Genomic DNA, 25,674 nt, shown 5'->3' with positions numbered 1-25,674 from the left:
GCATGAAACAGTACACGGTTGCTATTTTGGGCGCGACGGGAGCCGTGGGCACCCAGATGCTCGAGTGCCTGAACGAGCAGGAGTTTCCGGTCGGTAAGCTCAAGCTGCTGGCGAGCGCACGCTCGGCGGGCAAGACCGTCGAGTTCCGCGGCGAGCAGGTTGTGATTGAGGAGGCTTGCCCCGAGGCCTTTGAGGGCTGCGACATCGTGCTCGGTGCTGCTGGCGATGATATCGCCAAGGAGCTGCTGCCCGAGGCCGTCAAGCGTGGCGCCGTCGTGGTCGACAACAGCCATGCCTTCCGCCTAGATCCCGAGGTGCCGCTGGTTGTTCCCGAGATTAACGCCGACGACATCAAGTGGCACCACGGCCTCATTGCCAACCCCAACTGCGCGACCATCATCGGCCTGGTCCCCACCTGGCCGCTGCACCAGCTGGCCGGCGTCAAGCGCATGATCGTCTCGACGTATCAGGCGGCTTCGGGCGCAGGCGCTCCCGGCATGGCCGAACTCGAGGCCCAGCTGGCCGCTCTGGGCCGTGGCGAGGAGATTCCCGAGCCGCGCGCCTTTGCCGCCCAGCTGGCGAGCAACCTGATTCCGCAGATCGGCGGCGTCAAGGAGGAAGGCTTCACCTCCGAGGAGATGAAGCTGCAGAACGAGGGCCGCAAGATCATGCACCTGCCCGAGCTGCGCGTGAACTGCACCTGCGTGCGCGTGCCCGTGCTGCGTTCGCACTCCGAGAGCATTACGCTTGAGTTTGAGCGCGATATTACGGTCGAGGAGGCCCGCGCTGCGCTGGCTGCCGCTCCTGGCGTCAAGCTAGTTGACGATATGGCTGCCGAGGATGCGCACGATCGCTTCCCCATGCCGATGGACACGTCCGACCAGGATCTGATTTGGGTCGGCCGCGTGCGTCGCGACATCTCGAACCCCGAGGCCGCGCGCGGCATCACCTTCTGGTGCTGCGGCGACCAAATCCGTAAGGGCGCGGCAACCAACGCCGTCCAGATTGCTAAGCTGCTCTGCGAGTAGCGGTGGACCTGTCCGGCGGGGGCCGGGCTTAGTTTTCAGAACGTCCTCGACCATGTGTGGCGCCTTGTCCTGCTCCTTCGGAGCTGCGGACAAGGCGCCACACTGGTCTGCGGAGTGTTCTGAAAACTAAGCCCGGCCCCCGCCTGCGGTGACGCTGCTGCGAGCGGCCTGCGATGGGGCCGTTGTTGGTTGGGGCCGCTGGGCTGATGTGGGGGCACGTGGCTGTTGCGGGCCCTGGTCCCGGCGGCGGCCACGGCGCTTCGCGCCTGCCACCTTGGGGGACTGTGGGGCGCGGCCGGCAGCTGCGGCGCGTTGCGCCTGCTGCCTGCGGGGACTTTGGGATCGTGCGGCAGCGGCGGCGCTTCGCGCCTGCTGCCTGAGGTGACTTTGGGGCCGAGTAGGGTTGTCTGCACAATTCGCGGTATTATGTTGCGGAGTTTTGAAAGGAGCCGCTGGTGGTCACGACGACGTTTGCTTCGCCTTTGGGCGAAATCCTGCTTGCCGCTGATGGCCGCGGTTTGACGGGGCTTTGGTTTGAGGGACAGGAGCACTTTGGCTCTACGCTCCTCAAAGAAAATGCCGAGCACGTCGAAGGTGCCGACGCGGTTTCCGGTGCAGGCGGGATGTCTTCGGTGAATCCGGCGAATGGCGCAGCCTCAGCGGTGCTTGAGCGTTCTTGGGCTTGGTTGAATGCTTATTTTGCTGGTCAGGAGCCTCGGTTTACGCCGCCGTTGCATATGATCGGCACGGCGTTTCAGCGTGAGGTTTGGTTCGAGCTGCTTTCTATCCCGCGTGGCGAGGTCGCTACGTATGGCGAGATCGCCCAGCGTGTCGCGGCCAAGCATCGTGTTCCGGGAAACGAGGACCCCGTTGTGTCTCCCCGTGCTGTGGGGGCTGCGGTTGCGCGCAATCCCATTTCGATCATCGTGCCCTGTCATCGCGTGGTCGCGGCCGATGGATCGCTCAACGGATATGCCGGCGGGCTTGATCGCAAAGAGCGGCTGCTTCGGCTTGAGGGCGCGTACGAGGAATAACGCTCGAGCGCTTTGCATGAATGAGGCGCCGCGAAAGGACGAGTCGCTGTCCTTTCACGGCACCTCTTGTCTGACGATAAGACGCCTCAATTACTTTCCGGATGATGCTTCAAGCGGAAACCGCGACCCAGAATATCGCCTCAGAGTGGGATGCAGTTTCCGGATGGCATCGTCTACGGAAACGGCGTCCCATTTTGATTATGCAGAATGAAAAAAAGAGCTGGAGTTGCGCATCGTTGAGAGGCTTTCCAGCTTTAGCAAAACAAACTTATAGGATGCGACGAATCGCGTCAAGGAAGCCGCCGGATGTCCTAGAGGTTGTCGACCGACTAGCCTCAATCTGATCCGCCGGGTGGTGTCCCACGCTATTCGGTGCGCTTGATGGGATGACGAATCACGGTCTTGAGCTTTTCCGGTGCGCATTTGCGTGGGTCGGAGAGGTAGATCTCGTGATGCAGGCGGGTATTGGAAAAGTCGAGGGCATAGCCCTGCTCTGCCGCAAATCCATGCATGTTGTCTACGGTTGCCGGCTCGCTGTCGTAGGGTCCGGTATGCATGCACTGCACGCACAAACCCTCGTCAACCTTAAGCAGCTCGACTGCGGAAAAGTCCAGCTTCTTTTTGGCGGTAGCTTCCGCGACGGCCCAGTCAAAGTCGGCCTGGGTGACAAAATCGGGCAGGCGGATGCACGAGATGAAGTTGAAGTCGTCCTTGCGCACATAATCGATGTCGCTGCCGGGAGAGTCTTGCCACCAGAAGCCCTCGAGCGGCGGCACCACAAAGTCGAAATAGCCTTCGATACTCCTCGAGCCTTTCTTCGACATCTTGATGGTGTAGGCGATACCGTAAAGCAATGGCAGGGCGTTTTGATACTCGCCGCTTTCGGCGTTTGGATCGCCCTTTCCGCGCGCCGCGACATAGCTCATGGGCGGGACGGTTACGATGCTCGGCTTGCTGGCAGGTCTATAGAGCTCTTTGCTTTCCTTTTTAAAGTCGAACGCCATGGCGGCCGCCTTTCTGCGTAGGGACCCGTGTAACTGTCAGCATCATATCATAGAAACGAACACCCGTTCGACTGATTTGCCTGACGGCTGACATAAATCCTTTGCGTTTGACGGGTGGCCTGACTCCGTTGATGACCCTTCTGCCGCCTGTCGCTCTACCAACACCCGCCATTCCCCCATATAAAACCTGCCAAAATAAACCTGTCCCTTTTTGGTCGGTGCGAAATGGGTAATACTAAAGAGTTATCCGACCAGATGGGAATCAATCGATGGCCTATATCGAATTCAGAGACGTCATTAAAGCCTATGGCGAGGGTGATGCCCGCATTCACGCGCTCGACGGCGCGAGTTTTACCGTTGAGCGTGGCGAGCTTGCCATTATCCTGGGCGCTTCGGGCGCCGGTAAAACCACGGCGCTCAACATCTTGGGCGGCATGGACACGGCGACCTCCGGCACTGTGACGGTGGACGGGCGCGACGTGAGTGCCGCCAACGAGGCGCAGCTTGTGGAGTACCGCCGCGCCGACGTGGGCTTTGTCTTTCAGTTCTACAATCTGGTTCCCAACCTGACGGCTCTCGAGAACGTCGAGCTCGCGGCGCAGATCTGCCCCGATTCGCTCGATGCCGAGCAAACGCTTCGCCAGGTTGGCCTGGGCGAGCGCCTGGGCAACTTTCCGGCACAGCTTTCGGGCGGCGAGCAGCAGCGCGTGTCCATTGCCCGCGCGCTGGCCAAGAACCCCAAGCTGCTCCTGTGCGACGAGCCCACGGGCGCGCTCGACTACAAAACCGGCAAGCAGATTTTGCAGCTGCTGCAGGATACCTGCCGAAAGCAGGGCATCACGGTCATTATCATCACGCATAACTCCGCGCTCGCGCCCATGGCCGATCGCCTGATCCGCTTTAAGAGTGGTCGCGTGGAAAGTGAGACGGTCCAGCAAAATCCCGTGCCTATCGAGACGATCGAGTGGTAGCGCCCATGGACCAAGATCGTCAAAACAGCCAAGGCGGCAACGAGGCGCATGCGGAGCGTGAGCAGGATTTTACGACCTATCGCACTGCCCAAAGCTCAAACGACATGGTGCCGACGGTGTTTCGCCGCGGCATTTACCGCACGATTCGCGGAAGTCTTAAGCGCTTCCTGTCCATTGTGGTCATTACCGCGCTTGGCGTGAGCGTGATGTGCGGTCTCCAGGCGGGTTGCGAGGACCTGTGCGATTCGGTCGACGCCTACTTTGACCAGCAGAATGTCTACGATATCAACGTGCAGTCGACCTATGGCCTGACCGATGATGACCTTGCCGCCATCCAAGAGGTCGACGGCGTCAAGACGGCCGAGGGCATCTATACCGAGACCGCCTACACCGCCGTGGGCACGGCGCGCGAGCGTGTCGTCGTGCAGAGCCTCTCTAAAGAGAATATTGATCAGCCGGTGTTGGTGCGCGGTGACTTGCCCGAGACGTCGGGCGAAGTGGCGGTAACTTCGCGCTTTTTGAAGGCATCGGGCAAAAAGCTCGGCGATACGGTGAGCTTTGCCGCCAACGACGCGAACTCGTCGAACCAGAGCGCCAAGGATCAGTTCGCTGCGGGAGATTACACCATCACGGCTGAGGTTCTCGATCCCACCGACGTGAGCTCGGACTCGACGGTCAACGCTTTCCGTGCTGCCTCGGCCGCGGACTACAAGTTCTACGTGAGCGAGGACGCCGCGACGTCGTCATCCTATTCCGCGATTCACGTGGTCGTCGAGGGAGCAAAGGACCTCAATTCCTATTCCGATGCCTATACGGCAAAGATTGACGAGGTCAAAGCCAATATCGATAAGATTCGCGAAGAGCGCGAGAAGGTGCGTGCCAAGGAGCTGACGGTCGACACGCCGGCGAACTTGGACGCGTCTGAGCGTCAGGCGAATATGGTCTTTGGAATCGAGCAGGACAACATCAATCGCATGGCCGAGGGCAGCGAGGAGCGCGCGCAGGCGCAAGCCGACCTAGACCAGCGCCGCGCCGCCGCCGACCAGCAGTTTGCCGATGCCCGCGCCGAGCTCTCTGACCTGGGCGAATGCACCTGGTATATCCAGGATCGCGGCAACATCGCAAGCTATTCGAGCGTGGAGAGCGATAGTTCCTCGATCGAGGCCATCGCCACCGTATTCCCGTTCATCTTCTTTATCGTCGCCGTGCTCATCAGCCTCACCACCGCCACGCGCATGGTCGAGGAGGAACGCACGCTGATCGGCCTGTACAAGGCACTCGGCTATTCGCGCGGGCGCATTCTGTCCAAATATGTGGACTACTCGCTGTGGGCCTGTTTGATCGGTGGCGTGCTCGGCAACATCATCGGTTTTGTCGGCCTGCCGCTGTTCCTGTTTACGGTGTTCGATGACATGTACTCGCTGCCCCAGATGCTGCTTTCATACGACATCGTGTCCTCGATTGTTTCGGTGGCGCTGTTTGCCGTGGGCGTGGTAGGCGCCACGATTATCGCCTGCCGCCACGAGATGGCCGAGACCCCGGCTTCGCTCATGCGCCCCAAGGCCCCGCGCGCCGGCTCGCGCATTTTCCTCGAGCGCATTGGCTTTATTTGGCGCCGCATGGGCTTTTTGAACAAGGTGGCCGCGCGCAATCTGTTCCGCTACAAAAAGCGTGCCTTTATGACTATCTTCGGTATCGCGGGCTGCACGGCGCTCGTAATCTGCGGCATGGGTATTCGTGACACGTCGGTGGCGCTTTCGCCCAAGCAGTACGGGCACATTACGCGCTATGACCTGCTGGCGGTCGCCAACCCCGATGACTTTACGCAGACGTGCGCAGCTCTGGACGAGCGCAGCGCGGCCAAGGACTCCGACGTGACCGTGACCTCGACGCTGCCGATCATGACCGACAACGTCACCTTTACGTTTGGCGGCAAGAGCGAGACCGTGCAGCTGGTCGTGGTGCCCGATGACCGTACGAGCGACTTGGACGACTACGTGTGTTTGGAGGACGAGTCCAAAGAGCCGCTCGCTTTGCGCGACGGAGACGTGTATCTGAGCAAGAGCTCACAGTTGGTGCTGGGGATTCAGCCGGGCGATACGGCGCAGGTTCAGGATTCGTCGCTCAACGTCGCCGATGTCGAGGTGAGCGGTATTTCGCTCAACTACCTGGGCAACACGCTCTATATGACGCAGAGTACCTATGAACGTGCGTTTGGTCGAAGCGTCCGTCTCAACGGCATCTTTGCGCTGCTCAAGGGTTCGTCGGCCGATCAGATTGCGTTTAGCAAGCAACTTAAAAGCGACGGATGGCTGACGCTTTCGAGCACGGCCGAGCATTGGGAAAACTACGAGGCCAACTTCACCATCATCAACTCGGTCGTGGTGCTCGTGACCTTTATGGCGGCGTGCCTGTCGTTTGTGGTGGTGTTTACGCTGTCCAACACCAACATCTCGGAGCGCGAGCGCGAGCTGGCGACTATTAAGGTGCTGGGCTTCCGCCGCGGCGAGGTGCACCATTACGTCAACAAGGAGACGTTGATTTTGACGGCAATCGGTGCCGCGCTGGGCGTTCCGCTGGGCGGCTTGCTGGCCGAGAGCTTTACGTACATCCTGCAGATGCCGTCGCTCTACTTTGACGTTGAGGTCGAACCGTTGAGCTACGTGCTTGCCGTGGTGCTGGCCTTTGCGTTCACAATCATCGTCAACCTCGCCACCAATCGAACGCTCAACAAGATCGACATGGTCGGCGCCCTCAAAAGCGCCGAGTAGCCTACCAAAAAGGGACAGGTTCATTTTTGGTAGGTTTTATCTGGGCAAACGCCGGGCAACAATTAGGTGGCCCGGCGTTTGTTACTTTGTTTGACTATGGGCGCGTGTGTTGTTTGGCACCTTTACTGATCAATCCAGTGCTGCGCATAGCTCTTAATTTCCTCGGTAAAACCGTCAAGGTCGTCAAGAGTGATCACGTTGTCGATAAGTAAGTTGGCTATCTCGCGGTGCATTGTGCTGCGGCGAATGTCGGTTGCTATTACGCCTGAGGACAGCTTGTCCCTATTGATACGTTCTTCTAGTGCCCAAAATCTACTGGACGCTTCGCCGCTGCCGTTCAGTATCTCGACGTACTGGTCGATGAGCTCCTCCATATGGCGCTCTTGCCATTCAGGGAGTAGCTTCTTAAACAGTTTCCAGTCGCTTTCGGCTACGTCTCGCATATTTCCTCCGCTCGTCAAACCTGTCAAAAAGGGACAGGTTTATTTTGGCAGGTTTTATCTGGGCAAACGCCGGGCAGCCTATGGGCGGTCTGGCGTTTGCTACTTTGCTATCTTCTGCTCGCAGGCGTGGATGAGGTCGTCGTAGTGGGCGATTTTGTAGTTGAGACGATCGAGACCGGCCTGCATTTCGGCAATACGCTCGGTGACCTGGTCGCGCTGTTCTTCGAGAATGGCTTTGCGTGCCGCCATGGTGCCGTCGCCTTGCTCTAGAAGCTGCATGTACTCGATGAGTGCTTCGATTGAAACGTTGGCGCCGCGCATGCACTTTACGAACTTGATACGTGCGCAGTCCTGCTCATCGTAGTCGCGAATGCCATTCTCGTTGCGATGCACACGAGGCAGCAAGCCGATGCGCTCGTAATAGCGCAGCGTATCGGCGGAAATGCCATACTCCTTTGAAACCTCGGCGATCCTCATGCCAGCTCCTTGGATGTCTTGCTAAGTTGCGGTGGAATAGTTCCTAGATTCGGTCATTTGGGCCTTAAATAGGAACTATATCACCGCAACTTAGGGGGAGGGTCGTCGGCTGGGGCTTGCCGGCGGGACGGGGCAAACTAGGCTTGCTTGCGGTGCTTCCATTGTTTTCGGCACCAGTGCATGAGTGCTCCTACGACGGGGATGGTGATGAGGATTACCCAGGCGGGATGGGGCTGTCCCAGGCAGAGCCACATGTAGAGGAACCAGGCAATGGCAGCTGCCGGATAGACGCTGCCGACGAGCTTAGACAGGCGGCGTCGATCGATAAAGTCGCCAATTGCGTAGTAGACGGGAATCAAAAAGACGAGGAAAAGTCCCGTGGCCCATACGCCGCAGACAACGCCGAGCGCCAGATAGGCGAGGGCGACCACTGCGGGGAAGGGAAACTTGTTCCACGCACGACCGAGCTTGGTGTGGAAGTGCTTGCCATGATGGTCGAGCTTGTTGTGTGCCTCCTTCCAGCTTGAAAACGTATCGCCGTCGATAGTGACGGTGCCGTCGGCATTGGTATGCACGCTATGCCCATCATCCTCGAGCGTATCGACGTGCACGCCGCCCGGTCCCACATGGACTTCTTCGCCCTTGCGATCGTTGGTTACGTGGATGCCATTCCAGCCAACGTGAACCTCTTCGCCCTTATCGGGATCGATAACGTGGATGCCGTGCTCAAGGGAAATGTCGACGAGTGGCTTGTCACCACAGCGAGCATTGTCAGCGGAGTTCTCAGTCTCTTCGGTCTCATCCGAAGCCTCGGTGCCGCCGTCGCCGTCTCCAACTGTCTCCCCGTACAACAGCTCATCCAGCGACACGCCATACAGTGCGGCGAGCGCAATGAGGTTATCGGTATCGGGCGAGGATTCGCTGCGTTCCCATTTGCTGACAGCCTGGCGGCTCACACCCAGTTGGGCGGCAAGCGCCTCCTGAGAAAGCCCGGCAGCTTTGCGTCGATCGACGAGCCGCTGCGCCATTGCAAGATCCATGGCAGTTCCTTTCGTGAGGTGACCGTAATCGAATGGCTCGAGTATGTCGAGAACAACCGGTAGCGACCACCATTTCTAGTTAGAATCTGCCCCAACCCTACCGCAACTACCGGTAGCAATCCCTAACGACCAGCCATTTCAGGACAAATGTTAGTGCAAGTAGCAGCCAAGAGCCCCCACTCAGTAAGTTGCGGTGGAATAGTTTTTGGATTCAGCCATTTGCGGACTAAGCAGGAACTATTTCACCGCAACTGAATTTCAGACCAGGCACCCGCAGCAAGAAGACGAATAGCCCCGGCGAGTATGTAAACGCAGGGCCCTCCGACCCCGCCCGACGATTTCGATTGGCGACCTTTGACGGAGTCAAGGGAGGAGCCAAATCGAAATACGTCGGGCGGGGTCGGAGGGCCCGATGGGGTGGATTCCAGCCGAGGCTATTCGTCGCCGAAGCTGATGCCCAACGCTTTGGCCTCGCGCACCAGGTCGCTTTGGGGATCGACGTACTTGAGCTTGCCGGCGACATCCTCGAGCGGCATGTGGCACATCTTGCCATCGCGCAGGGCAATCATGTAGCCAAACTCGCCGCGTAGGCAGCCGAGCGCTGCCTCGACACCGCACTGGGTCGCAAAGATGCGGTCCTGGGCATCGGGCTGACCGCCGCGCTGCGTGTGACCGGGGATGGCGACGCGGGTCTCGCGGCCGGTCTTGGCCTCGATCTCCTTGGCGATGTCGTACACGATTGACGGGCTCGTGCGTTCGGCGAGCTTCTTCTTGTACTCCTTCTTGGACAGTGCCGCGTCATCCTTGGAGATGGCGCCCTCGGCGACGGCTACGATCGTAAAGCGGCTGCCGGTTTCCATGCGATGCTCGATGGTCTTGATGACGTTATCCATGTCGTAGGGGATCTCGGGGATCAGGATGACGTCCGCGCCGCCCGCGACGCCGGCGTACAGCGGAATCCATCCGACCTTGTGTCCCATGATTTCGATGACGAACACGCGCCCGTGGCTCGAGGCAGTGGTGTGGATGTCGTCGATGCACTTGGTGGCGACGTCGATGGCGCTCGTAAAGCCAAACGTCAACTCGGTGCCCCAGGTGTCGTTATCGATGGTCTTGGGCAGGGCGATAACGTTGAGGCCCTCTTCGCGCAGACGGTTGGCGGTCTTGGTGGAGCCGTTGCCGCCCAGCATAAACAGGCAGTCGAGCTGTAGCTTGTGATAGGTGTGGACCATCGCGGGCACTTTCTCGACACCGTCGGCCTCGGGAATGTCTAGGCGCTTGAACGGCGTGCGGCTCGTGCCCAGGATAGTGCCGCCGCGGGTGAGGATGCCGCTAAAATCGGCGGGCGTCATGACGCGGAACCTGCTGTAGATAAGGCCCTGGTAGCCGTCCTCAAAACCATAGATCTCGATAGGCTCTTCGCTATTGGTCATGAGCGTTTTGACGATGCCGCGCATGGTGGCGTTGAGCGCCTGGCAGTCGCCGCCACTGGTAAGAAGACCGATCCTGAGCATGATGAATCCTTCCGGGCAAGTTATAACATGCGCATAAGTTTACCCCCGTACACTGTTGATACGGGGGTAAAACGTGTTAGCTCAAGCGTATAGAAATGTAAACAACGTCAGGCGAGCGTAAGGTCGACGGGCCTGGCTCCTTACAGCGCAAAGGCGTCGATGTCGCCCCAGTGGCGGCGCAGCGTGATGGCGGCAGCGGGCTCGGTGTTGTCGAAGACGACCGACCACTGCGTGTTGCTGGTGATGTCTTCCGGATTGGGCTCTTGCGCCGCAGCGCGTAGGGCCTTCCAAGCGACTGCCTCGTCTTGGGCACCGACATGGGCGTCAAGGACATCGGCGATTGCGACGGCGCGCTCCTTACCATGGCCCAGCTCGCCATTCTTTTGGTTGGGCAGCACTTCGTCGCCATAGCAGGCGTAGAAGTTCGTAACCTGGCGTACGGGCGTCGCCTTGCATGCACGGTCGGGATCGCGCGGATCCCACTCCACCACCCGCGCGTCACCGGCGGCGTCGTTGATAAAGAAGTGGTAATCGCGTCCTGCCATGGCGTGCATGTCGTAGGCGGAAAGCAGGTCGACAGCCTCCTGCGTGGTGGCCGCGCGGTCGAGCACCAGACGGATGGCGAGCGAGGTATTGATGACGGGGCGTTGCGTGTCCTGGTCACAGGGCTTGGAATCCAGGGTGAGTACGGCAACGGACACGCCGCATTCGTTAACACCATCGAGCTGGGCAAACGGGCCCATGAGTGCGGCGGCGCGTCCGGCGACGGAGTCAAGCGGAGTGTTATCGCCCAGGTTGTTAAGGGCGGCAAACCCGATGGAGGCATAGCCGTCGCGCGGGTGATTGCGCACCAGCAGCGCCGAGGTGTCGTCCTTAAAGTCGTAATTGCGACCGGTGCGCACGCGGCCTTCGGCATCTACGGCGACAAAAGCGCTGCAGGCAAACTGGGGCGCCTGGACATGTGCCGGCACACCGGGCAGCACCTGCGCCACCACGGCATCGATGTAGGCCTGGTCGTCGCGCACGCCAGCGGCGATGATGCGATCAAGATCGTAGTCGTAGGCAATGTCGATTGCGTACAGGTCATAGCCATCCGCGTAGCCGGTCAAGCGTTTGAGCGACGCGGCGGACTTGATTTGCTTGCGGTAAACGATGCCGGCGGCAGCGGCAAGGCCGACGGCGGTTCCTGCAACACCGCAGGTGATGGCAATGATACGTGGCTTCATGAGGACTCCTCTCAAAGCGATGCTATAGGCATTATCGCAAATGTCATACAGACCATATGCCGCATTCCGGCGAGTGGCATGGCATACCGAGCCCTAGAGCAGCGCAATCGCAACGATGCAGCATCCGAGCGCCAGAACAGCAAGGTCTGCCCGGTCAAAGCGATAGCTGCGCAGGCAGGTTCTGCTGACAGCCGGGTGCGCTCCGTATTCGCGGTTGACCATGGCGAGCGCGAGCGTGTCAGAGCGCCGCAGCGCGTTGCTAAACAAGGGCGTGATGACGGGAATAAAAGCACGTGCACGCTGCAGGGGCGAGGGACTGTCAAAGCGCGCCAAGCGCGCTTCCTGAGCGGCCTTGATACGATTGAACTCTTCGATAAGCACGGGGACAAAACGAAGCGTGAGCTGTATGGCGACGGTGGCATCGTCGGTGCGCAGGCCAAAACGGGCGAGGGGCCTCAGAAGCGCCGCGGCGCCATCGGCGAGTGCGGTGGGGGAGGTGGTCGCCATGAGCGTCGACGTTCCCAGCATAATGAGGGCAAAACGCAGCACGCAGAGCGCGCCAAAGAGCAGACCTCCCGAGGTGATCTGCACGGGTCCCGCCTGCAGCAGCAGAGTCCCCGATGCCGTAAAGAGTGCGTTGAAGACCAGGACAAACCCCATAAGCCAGCGAAATGGCCTGGGGGCACGAAGTGCCTGACGCATCGAGCTGCCGCTTGCGGCGAGCGAGGCGAATGCGGTGAGCGCGACGGCGGCAAGGGCGCCGGGCTGCTGGGCGATAAAGCCGGCAATCATAAAGAGCATGCAGAATACAAGCTTGGTGGCGGGGTGCAGCAGGTGAACGAGGCTTGACCCCGGACGAAAGATGCCAAACGAGACCGCCTTGGACGCTGGCGGAGTATGTCCGGTTTCCACGGGACGTGCGGCCGTCACGCCAACGGATGTCACCTGGATGCCCTCGGAACTTTGCGGCAGCAGCATGCCGTCCTGCAGCCGAAAGGCCTTGTCGCAGATGCTCGCCACACGCGAATCGTGCGTGGCGATTACAATGCCGCGGCCTTGGCGTGCGAGTTGAGCCAAGCGCTCGAGCAGCAGCCGGTGGGCGCGGGGATCGAGTCCAGCGCTGGGCTCGTCGAGCAGCAAATACGGTGTCTCGAGTGCAAGCATATCGGCAACGGCGATACGGCGCTGCTCTCCGCCAGAATGGGCAAAGGGGCTTGTGTCGCCGATAGCGGCGAGATCAAACCCGACGCTGGCGAGCGATGTGCCAACGCGTCGCTTGACCTCGGCTTCGTCCAGTCCAAGATTGCGGGGGCCAAACGCCACCTCGTCAAAGACCGTGGCGGCAAAAAACTGCTGCTCGGGGCGTTGCTGCACGAGTGCCACGGTTTTGCGGTACGTACGAAGTTCATCCGCCGTGGGGTGTGTGCCAAGCGCGGTGCCGTCCGCCACGACAGACCCCGCCTGCACGGCAAGCGCTCCGGCAAGGGCACGCAGCAGCGTTGACTTGCCGGAGCCAGAGGTGCCTGCGATACCGATCACGCTGCCGGGCCTAATTTCCAACGAAACACGAGATAGGGTACAGGCGTCTGCTTCGGGATAGCGGACGGTTATGTTTGAGCAGGTTAACGACACAGTTCCTCCAGGCCGCATCGAATGAGCAGATCGCGCTGGTCGGCAAGATCTTGCACGGTACCCAGGTATGCGATGGCGCCCGCCTCGAAGACGGCGACTCGGTCGGCGCGCGCGACCTCGTCGAGCAACTGCGTGATCTGGATCACGGCAACATCGCGCTGGCAAAGATGATCGATGAGATCATTGACGGCCTCGCGGGCGGTCTCGTCGAGCATGGCGGTCGTCTCGTCAAAAATCATGAGCGAAGGGGTGAGCGCAACCAATCCCGACGCCGCCACGCGTTGTTTTTGGCCGCCCGAGAGCGTGGCGACATCGCGTTGCTCAAGCTCGACAATGCCAAGCTCGTTGAGTGCCTGCAAGACTTCTGAACGCATTTCGTCGCGGGGGACACCGCGGTTTTCGAGTCCAAAGGCGATGTCGTCTCGCACGACTGGAGCGACGATCTGGTTATCGGGATCCTGAAAAGCAAGGCCTACGGTGCCCTGCACGCACATAGCGTGCCCGTTCACGTCTTTGAGCAGCCCCGCAAGCTCGAGTGCACAGGTGCTTTTGCCACTGCCGTTGGTGCCGACAAAGGCGATGCGCTCTCCTGCCACGATATTGGCGGCAAGTGCAGCGCAATCGACGGAGGGACGTGTGTCATCGGCTTGCTCAATACCGGCGAGCGCACCTTCTGCCACCGCGCCCGTAATGCCGCCGGTGACGCAGGCGGCGACGCCCAGAACGCCCAGATTGATAAAGACTGCCGGGGTCTGCAGCGCCATGGCGGCAACGCCCAGCTGGCCTACATTGTGCAGCACGGCGGCAAGCATGCTCACGGGCACCAAGCCAACACCCGGCACGGCAGCAAGGGCGACCATGCCGATAAAGGCGAGGACCGTGCCGCCTAGGCTATAGACGAGCATCATGGGCGAACCAAACAAAAAGCCCGATGCAAAGACCTTAACGAGCGCAACGGCACCGGCGCTTTTGGCATCGAGCGTATAGAGTGCGACGACTACGGCCACGTTGGCAAGGCCCAGTTTAATGCCGGGCACCGCGACGGGCAGCGGAATCATGGTCTCCAGATAGGACAGCACCAATGCGCAAGCGCACAACAGCGAAACGCGCGCCAGGCGGCGAGTGTGTTCGATATCGACCATCTCCACGGATTAGCGCCCCACTACGTCGTAGGTGGTCTCGGCGCTCGCGTCGACGATATCGACGGTAAGCTTGTGCGGAAGGCAGACAATTTGCTCCCCGGCAGCGTCAATCCAGCCCTGGTGCACGCAGTCCTGGTTGGGACAGTCTGCTTCCTCGACGTGCACGCGGCCGTCTTTGATTTCGATGAGGTTGGTTCCCAAGTCGGTCGTAACGCTCTTGGTCGTGTTCTGGCTCAGAGGAAGCTCGTAGACGTTTTGCTCTCCATCGCGGATAACGACTGTGGCCGTGTCGGCGTTCGTGTTTGCTCCCATCAGACGCGTGGCGACCAAGCCGACGCAGGCGATGGCCGCTATCGCCAAAACCAGGATGAGGTTGAGTCTTTTGTTGTCGCGCCCATCGCGCGCACCTTTGCGCTTGACCATCATGGCTCCTAGTCCTGCAAGATCTTGAACGTCGAGCCGTCGCTCTTGGTGGCGCGATCGTCCATATCGACTAAAACGCCGTCTTCAAAGCGCTCATCGCTTTCGATGAGCTCCATGGCGCGGTCGTGGCCGAGCAAAAACAGGATGGTAGAGTAGGCGTCCCCAAGCACGGATTTCTTGGTCATAATCGAGGCGCTCTTGAGGTCGGTGGCGGCGGGGTAGCCCGTTTTGGGGTCGAGGATGTGGTAGTAGAACGTGCCGTCCTGCTCAAAGCCGCGCTCATAGAGGCCGCTCGTCACAAGGGAGCGGTTGCGCGTCTTGACCGTGGCGAGCACGTCGTCCTGCGCGCCGTTGGGGTCTTGCACGCCCACGTTCCAGGCGTCGCCGTCAAAGCTTTTGCCCATCACGTAGACGTTGCCGCCCAGGCTGATGGAAGCATCTCTGACGCCGCTCTTCTTAAAGAGCGCCACGAGGTCGTCGGTGATGTAGCCCTTGGCGATACCACCCAAGTCGAGCTTGGCCTCGGGGTCGGAGAGGGTGACGGTGGTACCGTCGACCGTGATGGTGCGATAGTCGACATGGGGCAGTGCCGCCTGGATGTCCTCATCTGCGGGCTTGACCTCGTTGTCAAAATCCCAGAGGCTCGAGACGGCGCCGATGGTGATGTCAAAGAGCCCGTCGGACTCCTCGGCGTAGCGGATGGCTGCTTCGATGACCTCGGCGGTCTCGTGCGCGACTTCCACGGGCTTGCCGCCTGCATTGTTGATGTTCCAGATATCCGAGCCCTCCACGGTGCGCGAGAACTTGTTCTCAAAGTAGGTGCAGCGGTCGGCGACCTCGTCCATGACCTTTTTGCTGCATTGGGCGCTGATATTCACGACAGTGTCGAAGACAAAGAGCGTCGTGCTCTGCACCTTGGGCGAGCTGTCGGAGCCCGCGGAGCCCGCTTTGGACGCGGTTACAGAGCCCGAGTCGCCCTGCGTGCCCGAGCAGCCGGTAAGTGCACCGGCGCAAGAGACGAGGGCCCCGCCTGCGAGGGCGATAAACGTGCGGCGGTCGATGGTGTGGGGGGTCTGGATCATGGTGAGCTTTCTGGTCGGTGGCGTTACGGATGAGCCTGCGCCTGCACGACTCGGTGTTGACGGGGTGCCGGGCCGCGGGTGCGCGTGCCCTACATGAGCAGGTAGCAGAGCGCGGCGAGGATGGCAGCCTTGACGAGCGTGAGCGCAACCTCGGTCCCGCGAATGGCGGGCCCTGCGGGCGGGCGCTTGCGGGTGTTGCTCTGCGCGAGCTCGCTGGCATCGTCGGTTGCTTGATCGCGCTTAAAGCCGTCGAGCCGGGCGAGCGTCACGTTGGCCATGGGGCAGCCATCGGCGCAGCGCCCGCAGGCGATGCACTCGCCCGATTGCAGGTCGGCGCGCTCGGGGTGGATGCGTACCGGGCAGCTGTCCTGGCAGCGGTTGCAACCGCGCGCACAGCTTTCGCGGCGGCGGTTGAAAAGCGAGATCGGCAACACCGGCAGCAGCGAGAATATGGCGCCGAAGGGGCAGAGGAACTGGCAGAAGAAACGCTCGACAAAGGCCATCCCAACCATGACCGCGCCAAGCGCGGCAAAGGCCGTGGGCGCGATGCCCTCGAGCGAGCGCGCAGTGATGCCGGCGAAGGCGACCCAGGGGCTCGCGCCCGAGACCTGGGGCCAGATACCCATCACGCAGAGGGCGCAGATGCCCACGAGGACGGCGTACTTGACGAGCTGGAGCGCGTGCTGCACGCCCGCGGGGAGCCGGTGCGCGCCCTTGCCCTCAAGGCGGAGTGTCCGGCGCAGCGGGGTTGCAAGCGCGTAGACGATATCGCCGAGCGTACCGAAGGCGCAGGCAAAGCCGCAGAAGAAACGGCCGAACACGCAGGTGAAGGCCAAGAGGGCCAAAAGCAGGGATAAAAAGCCGGTGAGCTCGATGGGTGCATGGCTCCCGAGCTGCGTGAAGATGTACTTGACGCCGTTGAAGGCGGCGTTCCAGGCGGCCGGGAAGCAGATGAGAAAGCCGAACTGTACGCACCAGCGCACACCGCGATGGAGGTACTGTCGGCGCAGGCGCTCCTGCATCTTGTTCTTGGGGTGCGCGATGACGTTTGCGCCGTTGCGCAGGCTTTCAAGGGTTCCCGCGGGGCGCTTTGCGCCGCGGGTCTTGGTGGATGCAGTCCTGGCCATTACTGCGTACCTCCGGCGTTGCTCTGCTCAAGCGCCGCGTTGACGGCGTTTAGGATGCCGGCACTCGAGAACGTGGCACCCGAGACGGTGTCGACGTTGGTTCCCTGGGCATCGCAGATGGTCTGCGTGAGGCCCTCGGCCTGCGCAAAGTAGGCGGGGGTCTCGCCGGCGTGGTCCGTGACCTCGACGCTTTCGATGTATCCGTTCTCGATGGTCACGCGGCAGGTGACAGTGCCGCCGTAGCCCTGGGCGCTGCCCTCGAAGGTGCCGTCGGTGTCGTAGGCGCCGCGCGTCTGCGAGCGCTCGGCCTGGACAGCCTCCGCCTGGGTGCGGGCGTCGGCCTCTGCCGCCTGGGCGGCCCAGCTGCTGTAGCCCGCTACGATGGCGACGACGGCCGCGGCGTTGACGGCTTTGAGATAGAAATTGCGGTTGCGCCAGAGGTGGCGCCCAAGGAGGGCAAACGGGTTACGCATGGGCGCCAGCCTCCTCGGTGGCCCCGTTTGCGGCGGTCGGGTTGGCCGTAGGCTCATCGGGGGCGTTTGTCTTGTCAGAAGCGTCTGCCTTGTCGCCTTTGCTGTCGTTCGCGTTCTTATAAGCCGCGGCCGAGCGCGCGAGGGCGTCGGTGTAGGCGTTGGCGATGGCGCGGCTGGAGTAGGTGGCGCGCGCCACCACGTCGATCTTGCCAGCCTCGGTGCCCGCGAGCAGCTGCTCGGGGATGCCGGTGTAGACGGTACCGCGGAAGGTGCGGCCGTCGATGGCGTTATCGAGGTAGGGCTCGTTATCCTCGTCAAAGGGATCAAGCGCGTCGGAGAGGCTCTCGTCAGGCTTGCCGCCTACACCCTCGATATCGTGGATACCGGTAACCTTGCCGTCCTTAACGGTGACGGTGAGCTTGACGTAGTAGGGGCTGAAGGCTTCGTCGTCCTCCTCGTTTTTGCAGAGGGCGTAGCCTGTAAAGTCGCCGTCGGCGTAGTGGACCTCGTCTGGCGTGTCGGGCGAGGGGTCCGGGTTGGGCGCGGGGTCGGGGCCGGGCGCGGGCTCGGGGTCCTTTGTGCCGGCTGCGGCCTGCTTAAGGCAGCCCTGGATGGCGCCCAGGATGCCCTCGCTCGAATACGTGGCTCCTGTCACAGTGTCGACATTGACGCTTTGCTTTTGCATGACGAGCCCGGGGAGTGCGTTCCAGGCGCGGCTCCAATACTCGGGCGTGTCGCCCGTGTTCACGAGTTCTATGTTGGCGATCTTGCCGTTCGCGATGGTCACGCGCACGCTGACGGGCGTGTCCTCGCTGTATCCCCAGGCGGAGTCGGTGTAGACGCCGTCTGCGTAGCCGCCGGCGGGCGTGAAGGGGTCGATGGTGTGGTGGGGCTTATTGGAGGAGCCGCCGGCCGCAGGGGCGGGGGCAACAGCCTCGGCAAGCCCGCCCGATGCCTTGACCAGTGCGTTTTTGATGGCCATGAGCAGGCCTTTTGATGAATACGTGGCACCCGAGATAGTGTCGACCGACGTCGACTGAGCGCTAATCACCGACTGGGTGATCGCCCGGGCACGCCCAAAGTAGGCTGGGTCGTCTGCAGACGACACTATGTCGATTGCCACGATCTTGCCGCCCGCGATGGTCACGCGCACGGTGATACTGCCCCTAAAGCCGGTACCTGTGCCTTCATAGGTGCCGTCCTTGAGGTTTGCGGCGTCCATACCATAGGCCGAGGGGTCGAGCGATTCGGTTGCCGGCGTTGCCGTCTCCTTCTGGACGTTGGAGGTGTCGACGGTCTTGAGGTCGGCGCCTGCGGCCTCTTGCGCGGGCGTGGCGGCGACCGTCTTGGCCACGAGCGGGGTGTACTGGGACACCACGAGGGCCACGGTTGCGCCCACGGCGATCGAGGGCACGATGAAGCCTGCCGTGGCGAGGCCGTGGCCGAGCGCCTTGGCTTTTGAGTGCTTGGGTTGGTAGTTGTCCATTTGTGGGTGGTCTCCCGTGGTCGAGTATGAGAAAAGGCCCGCAGCCCTGGTTGGGGCTGCGGGCGCTTGCGTTGCGAGCGCGTGGCGCGCGTTTTAGGCGCTAGTGCTGCATGCGGCGGCGGATGGCGACGCCGGCGGCCGCAATGGCGGCGCCGATACCGGCGAAGATGCCGACCGTGGCGATCTGGGTATCACCGGTGCCGGGGAGGCCGCTTGCGTCCTTCTTGGATGCATTGGCCTTCTTGGTATCGGTGGTCGTCGTCGTGGTCGTCGTAGAGGTGGAGCCACCGGCGGGCTTTCCCTCCGTGCCCTTCTTGGTAAGTGCGTCCTGGGTGGCCTTCAGCTTGTCAACGGCAGAAGCCACCTCGCTGGCGGAGGGGTCCTCAGAGGCGGCAACCTGCTTAGCCTCATCGAGTGCTGTCTGGAAGTCGTTCCAGGAGGCGTCGGTGTAGCCGTCGTTCTTGACGGTGCCGGCGCTCTCGATCAGGTCGGCGAGCGCGGACTTGGCCTCATCAGTCGCCTTGGCGGCGAGGTTGGCCACGGCGCTGTTGAGCGCGTTCAGGGCCTGGGCGATGGCGTCATCGGTGGCGGCATCGTTGGCCTGGACGGTCTTGGCGGCGCTGAGGGCGTCGCTCATGGCGTTCCAGGAGACGGCGGTGAAGGCGCTCTTGTCGAGCTTTTCGGCTGCATCGATGGCCTTATCGAGGTCGGTGCGGTCGGCCTTGTGGGTAAAGGTGAACTCGAGCGGGGTGTTGTAGCCGGTGGAGGTCACCTTGATGGTGTAGGTGCCGTAGTTGGCAAACACCTTGGTGCCCTGCTGCTGGCCTGTGGCCTTAGGCTTGGCGCTCTGCTGACCGCCGGCGACGGCGTCGAGGTTGATGGAGCCGTCGGCGTTGATGATTTTGACGGAACCGCGGCCGGAAGCGGCGTAGTCGGTGCCGTTGACGTTGACCGTGGTGATGTTGCCGATAAAGTTCTCGACATCGTCGCCCTCGTTGGCGGCGGTGATCTTCGAGGTGCCCTCGTCAAACTTGGCGACGGTCTTGTCGGTCGTGACGGTGAACTCGCTCGTCACATCGGCATACTTGCCCGAGGCGTCGCGCGCCACGAGGGTGTGCTTGCCGGGCTTGAGGTCCTTGATGGAGAACGTGCCGTTGTCGACCGTGACATCGGCGTCGTCGAGCTTGTACTCGACCTTGAAGTCTGCCGGCAGCGTCGCCTTGACTTCGGCGGTCTCGGCATCGGCCTTGGCGTTCGCCTCGACGTCGATCTCGGACTTGGAGGCCTTGACGGGGACGTACTGGTTCATGGCAACGGTGTAGGTGCCCGTAGAGGTGTAGAACGTCACACTCTTGATGGTCTTGCCCATCATGGACTTGTAGTGCCGCGAGCTCAACGGGCTGCCGTGAGACTCGTTGACCAGGCCGCAGCTCCAGGCAATCTCCTTGCCCTTCCAGATGTTCTCGACGGTGCGCATGCCATAGCCCTCGGTGGTGCCGTCCGCATCGGCGGCATTGACCACGGCACCGTATACGGTCGCCTGGTTGCCGTCGGCGTCGACCATCTGCTCGCGCAGGTTCTTAAAGTCGATCTCGTAGTCGCCGTACTTGCTGGAGGTCTTAAAGTCGGCGGTGACGTTTGCAAGTTCGGTGGCTTCCTTGCCCTTGACAGCGCCAAAGCTTAGGTTGCCCTTGGAATCGGCGGTGAGCTCCTTGTAATTGGTCGGAACCTCGCCGGCAGGCAGCACGTAGTAAGAGTAGTTCGCAGACTCAAACAGGGCGTCCTTGCCCGTGTAGGTCGTCGTGGACTCCTTGCCTTTGATCGAGGTGGTGACGGTTACCAAGCTGTCGTCGGTCACGCGGGTGAACTTGGACCAGTCGATATCGCCTTCACCTACCTTGACGGCAAACGTCACGCCCGAAATATCGGATCCGTCGGCGTTGACATGATAGCTGCCGGCGGCGAGCGTCGAACGCGTCTTCTGCTTAGTTGCCGAAGTTACGACATCAGTGCCCTTGTTATTGCTCTCGGAGGCATAGAAATCGCTGTAGGGGATGTTCATGAGCACGTAGTCGCCGGCCTGGGGATACAGGCTCACGAGCGCGTCGAGCGCGCCCTGCAGGTGTTTGATCTGCTCGGCGGCCTCGGCTTCGCCCAGGTTTTTCTTGGCGAGCAGGTCCTTGGTCTCGACAGTTTCGGCCTCGATGGACGAGGCGGTCCAGGAGTCCTCGGTGTACTTGGACTTATCGAGGGACGTCGCCTTATCGTAGAGCTCCTGCAGCTGGGCCTTGGTGGCGTCGGTCACCGGCTCCTTGGCGCCCACGATGTTGTCATCGGTCGCCTGGAAGGTGTAGGTGTAATCGTTGTAGCCCAAGGCATGGACGGTAAGCTTCCAGTAGCCGGTGCCGTTGGTGCCCTTGGGCAGCTGGCAGCGCTCGGATTTAGTGAGGCCCAGCTGAATGCCCATGGACTTGTGCATCCAGTTGTCGGCCGCGAACTTGGTGCCGTAGGTGGCAAGGGCGTTGGTGCAGGTCGCGTCGTCGCCGTAATAGGTCCAGGTGACGCTTTGCATATTGGCGCCCAGGTCGCCATAGGTGCCGTTGAGGTCTACGCGCAGGAACTCGCCGTAGGAGCCGCTCGCGTCCTTAACCGTGGGTTCAATACCCGTGGCGGTCTTGAGCTCCTGACCCTTGATGCCCGAGTCGGTGCCGGTGGCGGCGGCCGAGAAGCTGAAGGTTCCGTTGTTGTTGGTCACGGTCTTAAGGCCGTTGGTGTCGGCGTCGACGGACGCAACCAGGCCGGAGTAGGCCTGGAGGTTATTTTCGCCGTAGCCGCCGGCGAGCGTCTCGCCATTGGCGACAAAGCTGTGACTCGCCTTAAAAGCCTCCAGGTCGCTGGTCTTGATTTTGACGGGAACGTACTTGAGTCCCGTGACCTCGTGACCCGTCATGGTGTACACCGTGCCGTCGGCCGCCGTCACGGTCTTAGCCTTGCTGTCAATAGAAAAGACGTTGCCATCGACATCAACAAAGGACTTGCTGTCGGGATAATACGAAGGGTAAATTTTTACGCCCTCGGCAGTTTTGATCACGTCGGTGCACTGATAGCTGCCGCGATGCAGGCCGTGGTTAAAGGTTGCACGGGTCACCACGTCAAAAGCGCCCTTGTCGGCCTCGTTGCGGGAATCGAGCTCGCTCGACGAAGCGGAGGACCCTGCCGCCTGCACGTTTTCACCAGCCCAATACTCGGCCCACGTCAGGCCAGCGTAACCGTAGGTGTACTCGTCGGTCGCAGGGGTCGACGGATTCTGCTCGTCATAGGCAGCTTGCAGGGCATTATCGACGGCAGCCTTGATGGCGTTGGACGAGATCGTGGCGGTCGAAACAGCATCGATTGAGGTAGTGTTGCCGGCAGTCTCGATTTGCTCGACGATGCCCTTATAGGACGTGCCTTTTTTGCTAAAACCGTTAACGGCCTTGTCCATGCGGTCCCAGTCATCGTCGCCCAAACTACTGTAGTCGGCGACTTCGACCTTGGCAATTTTGCCAGACTTGACGGTTACGCTGACGTTGACGTCATACTTTCCATCAGCTGCGTTCCATTCGTCGCCAGCTTTATTGAGCGGGTCCTTCGAGTCGGCCGTGGCCGTGCCCTCATACGTACCATCTGCGATTTTAGTCAAATCGTAGCTGGTCGAGGAGGATGCGGCGTCGTCAGAGACGGCACTCAGGCTATACTCGGAGCTGAGGGACTTCGTTTCCTCACTGGTGGCGGAGATCGGCGCGTTGTTGGTAGCTTCGGAGCCGGTCTCCGTTGTTGCTGCTGCGGCAAAAGCGCTGGTAGGCATCATCGAGACGGTCATCGCGGCGATGAGTGCGCCTCGGCAGGCATTGCTGCCCACAGTGTTGAGCTTGCGCAGCACAGCGTTATCGTTGTGCATAGAACCTCTTTTCTATCGATCGGTCGTTGGGTGCTGCTCTCCTTTCCTGTTGCACCCGGATGGACAGTGGTCATGTGCGTCGCACATGATAGGTAACTGCCATAGAACTCATGTTGCTTACCGCAAAAAGTTAAAGGCAGTAAACAAAAATACCAGAAATTACCACTGGTTAACTTGTCAATTCAATTGTCGTTTGCCTGTAACGCAAGAGCATCGACTTTTCTGTTTGGAGCGTCTGGCTTTGTTTGGCATTCGATTTGTCGGACAGGCCGGTCAGTTGGGGGTATGCTGGAGGGGACCATCAGCCCAGCGAAAGGGGAGAGCATGACGGATCAGGAAACGCCCGAGCGCGCGCATGTGACGGCCGACGATATCGAGGCCGCCAACGACCTTATCGACTTTATCGAGGCGTGCCCCAGCATGTTCCATACGGCAGCGACCATTATGGCCGAACTCGACGAGGCGGGCTTTACCTACCTGCCCGAGAATGCGGCGTGGGATATCGAGCCGGGCGGGCGCTATTACACGCAGCGCAACACCTCGAGCGTTGTTGCCTTTAAGGTGGGCGAGGACCTGGCCGCGACGTGGGGCGAGGACGGCGTTGCCGGTGACTATCATTTTCAGCTCACGGCGTCGCACAGCGATTCGCCGACGTTTAAGGTCAAGGCCGTGCCCGAGCTTGACGGCGCGGGCGAAACGCTGCGCCTGAACACCGAGGCTTACGGCGGTATGATCGACTACACCTGGTTTGATCGTCCGCTCGCGCTGGCCGGACGCGTGCTGGTGCGCGAGGGCGACCGTATTGAGAGCCGCCTGCTTGCCACCGAGCGCGAGGTCGCTATTATCCCGAGCCTTGCCATCCACATGAACCGCGGCGTTAACGAGGACTTTGCTCCCAACCGAGCCATTGATCTGTGCCCGCTCATCAGCGCCGGTGACCTTAAGCAGGGAGATTTTGACGCCCTGATCGCTGACGAACTGGACGTTGAGCCCGAGCAGATCCTGGGCCGCGATCTGTTCCTGGTCAATCGTCAGGATGCGCGCATTTGGGGCTGGGCCGACGAGTTCATCTCGACGCCCAAGCTCGACGACCTGGCCTGCGCCTACACCTCACTGCAGGCATTTTTGGGTGCCGAGAACGCGCACGACGTTTCGGTCTTCTGCTGCTTTGATAATGAGGAGGTTGGCTCCGAGACCAAGCAGGGCGCCATGTCGACGTTCTTGGCCGACGCGCTGCGCCGCATCAACGGATCGTTGGGCTTTGACGACGAGTCGTACCACCGCGCACTTGCCGCCTCGATGCTTGTAAGCTGCGACAATGCACATGCCGTGCACCCCAACCATGCCGAGAAGTGCGATGCCCGCAATCAGGTGGTACTCAACGGCGGCATCGTCATCAAGGAGGCCGCCAACCAGCACTACTGCACCGACGCCTTTAGCCGCGCGGTGTTCCAGGCCATTTGCGATGACGCCGACGTGCCCACGCAGGCCTTTGCCAACAAAAGCGATATGGCCGGCGGTTCTACCCTGGGCAATCTGTCCAATATGCAGGCGAGCATGCATGCCGTGGACGTGGGCCTGCCGCAGCTTGCCATGCACTCGAGCTACGAGACCGGCGGCGTGCGCGACGTGATGTACGCTATCCGCGCCCTCACCGCCTTCTACGAGCGCAACCTAACCATCAACGGCGCCGAAAGTGTGGAGCTCTAAAACCTGCCAAAAAGGGATGTTAATTTTGGCAGGTTTTATCTGGGCGAATGCAAAGGGTGAAACCGAACTGGATTGGTGATGCGTAGCCGCCGAGGTGCAGTGTGCCTCGGCGGCTTTTTGTGTACAGAGTACGGCTAATGCTTATAAATGCTATACATGCTTTACGTATCTACCATAGAGTTTTATGATAGTTTTGAAGTATTAAGGAGGGGTTATGACCACAACAGCCGCTCAGATCAACGTACGTCTCGATGCCGATCTTAAAAGGAGTGGGGACGCCGCTCTCTCCAAGGCCGGTATGACGCCGAGCCAAGCGGTGCGAGCGCTCTGGCAGCTTGCAGCGTCGCTGGCCGATCGCCCCGGTGCGCTCGAGGATATCCTGCTGCCCAGTCGTGCCCGGGCGGAACAGCGCGAGCGCGAAAAGGCCGCCAAACGTAAGCTCGAGCTCATGGATCAGGGGTCGAAGCTGTTCGCTGCCGCTTGCTGTGAGTCGGGAATCGATATGGTCAAGGCTCAGCCATCGGACGACGAAGAGCTCAAACGGAATGCCTATGCGGATCGCTATGGCGAGGAGATGAGCTGGCTCTATGAGTGAGACTCCAGAGCGCATCTTGGTTGACACCAACGTGTGGCTCGATTACTTCATTCCCTCACGACGTGGTCGTTCGGTGGCGATTGAGTTTTTACGCGATGCATGCACGGCGCAGGTTGATTTGCTGTACGCGGCGACATCGTCCAAAGACCTGTTTTATTTGATTTCAAGCGAACATAAGGCATGGTATCGGCGCGAGCATGGTTCGCTTTCCCAGTATGCCGCTACGGTAGCGACTTCGCTTGCATGGGATTGTCTTAGCGTGCTGTCGCAGCTTGCCACGCCAGTGCCCTGTGACCTGAGCGATATATGGATGGCGAGCAGGCAGCGTGAGCTCCATAGCGATTACGAAGACGATTTAATCATTGCGGCAGCGATACGCGCAAAGGCAGATCTCCTGGTCACCAACGATGTCAAGCTCTCTTTACACGCACCCGTCGCAGCAATGAGTGTAGAAGACGCAAAAAATTACTTAGCAACGCTCAAATAGCTCTAGACCTCACTGGCCGAACAAAAGTCAGCGAGAGCCCGCCGTTTGCGCCAAGGTGCCGTGAAATGA

General features: G+C 60.8%; 21 protein-coding genes. 7 read left to right on the top strand and 14 right to left on the bottom strand.

Annotated elements, in window-relative coordinates; translation table 11 throughout:
* Positions 1–2 precede the first annotated feature (2 nt).
* On the top strand, positions 3–1,028 hold the full coding sequence (locus I2G43_RS06730; protein ID WP_195535563.1) for an aspartate-semialdehyde dehydrogenase: 1,026 nt from the start codon (positions 3–5) through the stop codon (positions 1,026–1,028).
* Between the two features lie 455 nt (positions 1,029–1,483).
* Positions 1,484–2,062 carry a methylated-DNA--[protein]-cysteine S-methyltransferase gene (locus I2G43_RS06725; RefSeq protein ID WP_324249514.1) on the top strand — a complete coding sequence of 193 codons (579 nt, stop codon included), beginning with the start codon at positions 1,484–1,486 and terminating at the stop codon, positions 2,060–2,062.
* Positions 2,063–2,427: 365 nt separating this feature from the next.
* On the opposite strand, the gene I2G43_RS06720 is transcribed toward I2G43_RS06725, so the two are convergent.
* Entirely contained in the window at positions 2,428–3,066 is a 639-nt protein-coding gene (locus I2G43_RS06720) for a GyrI-like domain-containing protein (protein WP_195535562.1), read from the bottom strand.
* Between the two features lie 269 nt (positions 3,067–3,335).
* Here I2G43_RS06720 and I2G43_RS06715 point away from each other — a divergent pair, with 269 nt between their 5' ends.
* Together I2G43_RS06715 and I2G43_RS06710 are read left to right on the top strand one after the other, a co-directional pair.
* Positions 3,336–4,037, top strand: a complete 702-nt coding sequence (locus tag I2G43_RS06715; RefSeq protein WP_117746427.1) for an ABC transporter ATP-binding protein — start codon at positions 3,336–3,338, stop codon at positions 4,035–4,037.
* Positions 4,038–4,042: 5 nt separating this feature from the next.
* Positions 4,043–6,808, top strand: a complete 2,766-nt coding sequence (locus tag I2G43_RS06710) for an FtsX-like permease family protein (protein WP_229071656.1) — start codon at positions 4,043–4,045, stop codon at positions 6,806–6,808.
* 122 nt (positions 6,809–6,930) lie between these two features.
* Here I2G43_RS06710 and I2G43_RS06705 read toward each other — a convergent pair whose 3' ends face one another.
* The 13 genes from I2G43_RS06705 to I2G43_RS06645 all read right to left on the bottom strand — a co-directional run bounded on the left by I2G43_RS06705 (position 6,931) and on the right by I2G43_RS06645 (position 22,813).
* Positions 6,931–7,182, bottom strand: coding sequence for a hypothetical protein (locus I2G43_RS06705; protein ID WP_229071654.1), 252 nt, complete (start codon positions 7,180–7,182; stop codon positions 6,931–6,933).
* Between the two features lie 168 nt (positions 7,183–7,350).
* On the bottom strand, positions 7,351–7,728 hold the full coding sequence (locus I2G43_RS06700; protein ID WP_195535560.1) for a MerR family transcriptional regulator: 378 nt from the start codon (positions 7,726–7,728) through the stop codon (positions 7,351–7,353).
* A 137-nt stretch (positions 7,729–7,865) separates the two neighbouring features.
* A complete protein-coding gene (locus I2G43_RS06695) occupies positions 7,866–8,768 on the bottom strand; it encodes a helix-turn-helix domain-containing protein (RefSeq protein WP_195535559.1) in 903 nt (300 codons plus the stop codon).
* 434 nt (positions 8,769–9,202) lie between these two features.
* Positions 9,203–10,282, bottom strand: a complete 1,080-nt coding sequence (locus I2G43_RS06690; protein WP_195535558.1) for a 6-phosphofructokinase — start codon at positions 10,280–10,282, stop codon at positions 9,203–9,205.
* A 140-nt stretch (positions 10,283–10,422) separates the two neighbouring features.
* A complete protein-coding gene (locus tag I2G43_RS06685; protein ID WP_195535557.1) occupies positions 10,423–11,508 on the bottom strand; it encodes a carcinine hydrolase/isopenicillin-N N-acyltransferase family protein in 1,086 nt (361 codons plus the stop codon).
* Positions 11,509–11,601: 93 nt separating this feature from the next.
* A complete protein-coding gene (locus I2G43_RS06680) occupies positions 11,602–13,158 on the bottom strand; it encodes a CbiQ family ECF transporter T component (protein ID WP_229071653.1) in 1,557 nt (518 codons plus the stop codon).
* Positions 13,131–14,282, bottom strand: a complete 1,152-nt coding sequence (locus tag I2G43_RS06675) for a Gx transporter family protein (RefSeq protein WP_195535555.1) — start codon at positions 14,280–14,282, stop codon at positions 13,131–13,133. The genes I2G43_RS06680 and I2G43_RS06675 overlap by 28 nt, the downstream gene beginning before the upstream one ends.
* Before the next feature lie 9 nt (positions 14,283–14,291).
* Positions 14,292–14,705: a NusG domain II-containing protein gene (locus tag I2G43_RS06670; RefSeq protein ID WP_195535554.1), complete on the bottom strand. Its 414-nt coding sequence runs from the start codon at positions 14,703–14,705 to the stop codon at positions 14,292–14,294.
* A gap of 8 nt (positions 14,706–14,713) precedes the next feature.
* Positions 14,714–15,787 (bottom strand): FAD:protein FMN transferase, encoded by a 1,074-nt coding sequence (locus I2G43_RS06665; RefSeq protein WP_195535553.1) that lies wholly within the window; start codon positions 15,785–15,787, stop codon positions 14,714–14,716.
* 89 nt (positions 15,788–15,876) lie between these two features.
* A complete protein-coding gene (locus I2G43_RS06660; RefSeq protein ID WP_195535552.1) occupies positions 15,877–16,914 on the bottom strand; it encodes a 4Fe-4S binding protein in 1,038 nt (345 codons plus the stop codon).
* The gene (locus I2G43_RS06655; protein WP_195535551.1) at positions 16,914–17,387 is read right to left on the bottom strand and encodes an FMN-binding protein; all 474 of its coding nucleotides are present in this window, start codon (positions 17,385–17,387) and stop codon (positions 16,914–16,916) included. The genes I2G43_RS06660 and I2G43_RS06655 overlap by 1 nt, the downstream gene beginning before the upstream one ends.
* A complete protein-coding gene (locus I2G43_RS06650; protein ID WP_195535550.1) occupies positions 17,380–18,873 on the bottom strand; it encodes an FMN-binding protein in 1,494 nt (497 codons plus the stop codon). Before I2G43_RS06650 ends, I2G43_RS06655 begins: the two co-directional genes overlap by 8 nt.
* Before the next feature lie 100 nt (positions 18,874–18,973).
* Entirely contained in the window at positions 18,974–22,813 is a 3,840-nt protein-coding gene (locus I2G43_RS06645) for a penicillin-binding Tp47 domain C-containing protein (protein ID WP_229071651.1), read from the bottom strand.
* Positions 22,814–23,137: 324 nt separating this feature from the next.
* Between I2G43_RS06645 and I2G43_RS06640 the strand changes: the two genes are divergently transcribed.
* From I2G43_RS06640 to I2G43_RS06630, 3 genes are all read left to right on the top strand, one after another.
* Positions 23,138–24,523, top strand: a complete 1,386-nt coding sequence (locus I2G43_RS06640; RefSeq protein ID WP_195535549.1) for a M18 family aminopeptidase — start codon at positions 23,138–23,140, stop codon at positions 24,521–24,523.
* A 214-nt stretch (positions 24,524–24,737) separates the two neighbouring features.
* Positions 24,738–25,118: a translation repressor RelB gene (locus I2G43_RS06635; RefSeq protein ID WP_117584152.1), complete on the top strand. Its 381-nt coding sequence runs from the start codon at positions 24,738–24,740 to the stop codon at positions 25,116–25,118.
* Positions 25,111–25,605: a PIN domain-containing protein gene (locus I2G43_RS06630; protein ID WP_195535548.1), complete on the top strand. Its 495-nt coding sequence runs from the start codon at positions 25,111–25,113 to the stop codon at positions 25,603–25,605. The genes I2G43_RS06635 and I2G43_RS06630 overlap by 8 nt, the downstream gene beginning before the upstream one ends.
* Positions 25,606–25,674 lie beyond the last annotated feature (69 nt).

Origin of the sequence: Collinsella aerofaciens, assembly GCF_015557435.1 — a bacterium.
Lineage (GTDB): Bacteria > Actinomycetota > Coriobacteriia > Coriobacteriales > Coriobacteriaceae > Collinsella > Collinsella aerofaciens_Z.
This window is presented reverse-complemented; position numbering and strand designations above follow the sequence as displayed.